The 4,409-nt window shown below is 28.5% G+C and carries 3 protein-coding genes and 1 pseudogene; 1 reads left to right on the forward strand and 3 read right to left on the reverse strand.

The features are described from left to right. The 3 genes and pseudogenes from IJI93_RS02215 to IJI93_RS02225 form a co-directional block, all read right to left on the reverse strand. Positions 1-97, reverse strand: a pseudogene (locus IJI93_RS02215) (8-oxo-dGTP diphosphatase MutT); the annotation flags it as partial. 71 nt (positions 98-168) lie between these two features. Then, positions 169-2,049, reverse strand: a complete 1,881-nt coding sequence (locus IJI93_RS02220) for a DUF2357 domain-containing protein (protein ID WP_292819259.1) — start codon at positions 2,047-2,049, stop codon at positions 169-171. Between the two features lie 7 nt (positions 2,050-2,056). After that, entirely contained in the window at positions 2,057-3,829 is a 1,773-nt protein-coding gene (locus IJI93_RS02225) for an McrB family protein (protein ID WP_292819261.1), read from the reverse strand. A gap of 208 nt (positions 3,830-4,037) precedes the next feature. Between IJI93_RS02225 and IJI93_RS02230 the strand changes: the two genes are divergently transcribed. Then, positions 4,038-4,409 (forward strand): hypothetical protein (locus tag IJI93_RS02230; protein ID WP_292819271.1); only part of this gene is annotated, 372 nt, incomplete at its 3' end.

Below are 4,409 nucleotides of genomic sequence, written 5' to 3' on the forward strand. Positions count from 1 at the left end.
ATTCCCACATGTTTATAAACTCGCCATAGCCCCTTTTGGTTGCAAGGATTTTATTGTCCTTTTTGATAATGGCTGCAACGACATTCAAAGTTTTCATAAGTTAATCTCCTTATGATTTTATATTTGGCAGCTTGCGTTATAAATGTTATTTATAAATAAACATATTAATTAATCATTTACACTAACAAACTCATAATTTATCAAACCATGATTAAATAAAAGTGTTTTGAGAACTTCTTTAATGAAAATAGCTAAATTATCTTCTTCAATATCTTCATTTCCAGGAGTTAAAGAGAAAGCACCAACTGAAGGAATAATTAAATCAGATTCATAAAATCTTTTTGTAACATTCCCCGGATACAACACATAAGACCCCTCAGTTTTTAAAATTGAATCTTTATAAGTGTGCATTTTATAGATATCCCCATCTTTAAAAACAGTTTCTTTTTCTTCCAGCGAATCTCTTTTTTCAATTTCTTCATCCAATTCCTTATCAGACAAATCTATTTTTGAGTAAAAATCAGCAATTTCAAGTTCAGACCTGTATTTGGCATCAAAATGGATGTAGTTAACGTTTTCGCCAATTTTAACAAGTAAAGTATAATCCGGTTTAAACACAAGTGAATATGATCTATATTTGGATTTATCTGAAAATCTTAAATTGTAAAATAGTTCAATTTCAATGTTTTGACCATATAAATTTAGTTTGAATCTTTTGGCGGACTGAACTCCTTTTTTAATGCTGATGGACCAGTTATCCTTATTGACCTTAAAAACATCCTCAAAATTGATTTTTCGAACACTCAACTCATTTAAAACTTTTAACATTTTAAAGTAACACCAATATTCATATAATTCGCTTAATCTCTTTTCGAATCCTTTAAACTGATCGTTAATTTCATCCCAGCTTAACCTAAATGAAAATTCAAGCATTAAAAAGTAATGGAAAATTTCCCTATAACCTTCCTTTTTCTGTAAAATCTGTGAATTGAATGGAACATAATCCATTGCAGATATATGGTTAAAAAATTTACTTGACAAATAATATTCAATTTCATCACTGAAAAATAATAGCTTATCTTTAATATAACCCTCTTTGGAGCTTTTAAGTAACTTTTCAACCAAATTACGAATTAATTCCAAAAAGTACTTGAAGAATCTGTTTTCCGGAATGTCAATAATGTCCTCATGTTTAATTTGATCGATTTCATGAGGTATGTAACCATTTAATTTATTGACTATTCTATAGTCAGCATCAGACTTGAATAACTCGTTAGGTTTTGATATTATATTTTTTAAAGTATTCTGATTGACATTGGATGCCAATGATAATGGCACAGTTTCAATATGACTTTTAAGCTGAGAATGCAGGTTTTTAGATAAATATTCAAAAATTGAGGGCAAATTGTCTTCTCTAAACAAATACTCCAAAAACATGAAGTCCTCATAATAAGTTTCCTTTTGTCTGTAATCGAGCTCAAATTCCTGATACAATGGAGAGTTTACTTCAAAAATCAAACTTAATGCATGTTGCGATAAATCAGCAATCATGGACGAATACTGGCTGAAATAATCTATTTTTTTGGATCTGACCTCAATAGGAATTTTAATTGAGTTTATGTTATCTTTTCTCACATCTAAAAATGACTTTCCGACATAACTTCTGAAATTAAGAGTTCCTGCAACTTTGAACTTGTTGTTGTCTCCTAAAGTAAATCTGAATGGTTTAAAATGATTATCGTTCATTTTAGTTAATGAATATAGCACCTCAAAATTAGCTTCAACATCTTTTGATTCAAATAAAATTTGATACTCTGTTTCTTCCAAAAACATTAATTTTGCAAAATTAGCTCCAATATTTTGGCAATATTGGATTGGAGTTTGATTATCTGGTTCATCAACTAATGAAACATTTTCAAATGTTATCTCACTAGAGATGTTAATGTCAAATTCTTCATTGCCATCATAATCAAGAGAACTGACTGTTAATGTTCCAAATTCATTGAAATTTTCATCAGTTAATTGAATTATTACTTTTTGCTCAATCATTTAAATCCTAATTAATAAATGAAACATATCTTTGATCGGATAATGTTTTAGACATGCTCTGAAGTTTTAAAGCAGAAGTATAATATCTGGAATTATTTTTGTCAATGACAAAGTTTTTAGGGTTTTCATTATTGTTTCTGTTTTCCAAACAAATATTGAATAAATTAGTTAAAACCTTGCCGATGGCCTTTTCGGATCCGTGCAATTTTGGAAGAATCTTTTGTTTGACTTGAGCGTCAAAGTATCTTTCCCAATTAGTCCATTCGCTTGGTTCGTTTTCATATCTCCAGGCAACTACCATAAATCTTAAGATTTCATTAATTACTCTGAAACCAAAGTCAAAACCAGACCCTTTAAGAGTTTCCTGGAATATTGTTAGCTCCATTGCCAAAACATCCCATAAATTATCATCATCGTGGTAAATTTCTGATAAAATCTCTTTTAAATCTTCAATATTCAAATCTGTAATGTTAGAATCCATTAATGGAGACTGAAGATAGTTAATATCTCCTTTAAAGTCCGTTATGTCTAAATCAGACACCATATAGTCCCATGCAGACAATGTATCAAATTCAATGGTATTCGCCCTATCCAACACTTTTGGAGAAAACATGTAGGTGGTTTCATCAACATTAACAGTACCTATGATGAAAAGATTTTCTGGAAGTTTTAGTGTTTCATCCTTACCATACAAAGGTATTTCCTCTCCACTTTCAATAGCTGATAGGAAGTCTGCGAAATATCTTTCGACATGTGATAGATTCATCTCATCTAAAATCAAAAAATAAGGATTATTAGGATCTTCTTGAGCTTGTTTAATTAAATCATAAGCAGGAGTTGATTGATAATTTTCTGTGATTACATTATAATAACCAACAATATTTGTATTATCTGTCCAATTAGCTCCTACTGGGACAATTTGGTATTTTTGTTTAAATTCAAAGTTATCCAAAGATTCTATTTTTGTTTTTGAACAATTCCAATCAGAAATAAAATTCTCAAAATTAAACTTATCTATATTTAATTCGACATCAACCTCTTTACCAATATTCTCACGCAAGTATTTCTGTAATGTATCGTTTTTTTTAAAAGTTATTTTTGGAACAACTCTAATTCTGGCAGTTGATTTCATATCATTAACAATAATATTACATTTAGAATAACCTGAATCAAACGGATAATAATCAAAAATATTTTTATGAGCAAACCATTGCCTCTTTTCAGAAGCTGAATTATTAGATTTTTGTTTTAATAAAATTTTTCCATTTGGTTCAATATAATCTTTAGAAATAAAATCTTTCAAATCTTCACAAGAAACTTCTAAATTAACAATTCCATTAGAATTTATTTCATATAATTCTTTAAAATAATCTTTAATATCATCACTATCATAATATAATTGCACCATTGTATTTATAGACCCTTTTACAGGAATGTTATCCACTAACATATCACATTTAGTACTGCATTCACTAATGGGAACTATATTTGATATTTCTTCTTTTGAGAGAGTCCACCCCTTATTTTCCCAAGAGGAATAATTAGTTTTGACCTTTAATGTGAAAAATCCATCATGTTTTTTAGGAACCCTGTCTTCAGCCAGATATTTAGCAAATAACTGAGATAATTTTGTTTTTCCAGTTCCAGAATTACCAGTTAATATTTCAAATGGTTTAACTTTTAAAGATAAAAGATAATTTTCAATTAATTCTTTATCAAAATAATATCCATTGGAAATTAAGAATTTATAAAATGAATCCATATGCATATTTTCAGACATATTAAAACCTACTTAAATCAATTTAACTAAATGAAAACAATATTCCATGATTAATACAATTTATATATAAACATGTATTAAAAAATAACGAAATTAAAAAATTAATAAAACTATCAAATTTAAGAAATTCAATAAATCAATAATATTAAATATAAAAATTTAAGTAAACACAAAATATATATAATTTATAAGAAACTTAAAAGGAACAATGAAAATGTTAGAAAAAAAACAAATCATAATTATAATACTAATAGCAGTTATAATAGCTCTTGCGGGATTAGTGGCATTTACATTGCTTAACCAAACACAATACCAAACCATCCAGATTAGTAACGGCACTACAATCGACGTTCCAAAAACTGACGATGCTACATGGAGCGATCTTGGATATGGAATCAAATCATATGCCTGTGAGTCAAAACATTTCGTTTTAACTTCCTATAACAGTCAGGAAAATTCAAACCTTGTTGGTGGTTTAGGTTTTGCACTTGCAAGAGACATGCTGCTAAACGGCTCTACTGATGTTGAAAACTATCACGGATATCAAATTAAGGAAAACACAGTCAATGACACCCATTTC

This window comes from Methanobrevibacter sp. (assembly GCF_017431965.1).
Lineage (GTDB): Archaea > Methanobacteriota > Methanobacteria > Methanobacteriales > Methanobacteriaceae > Methanocatella.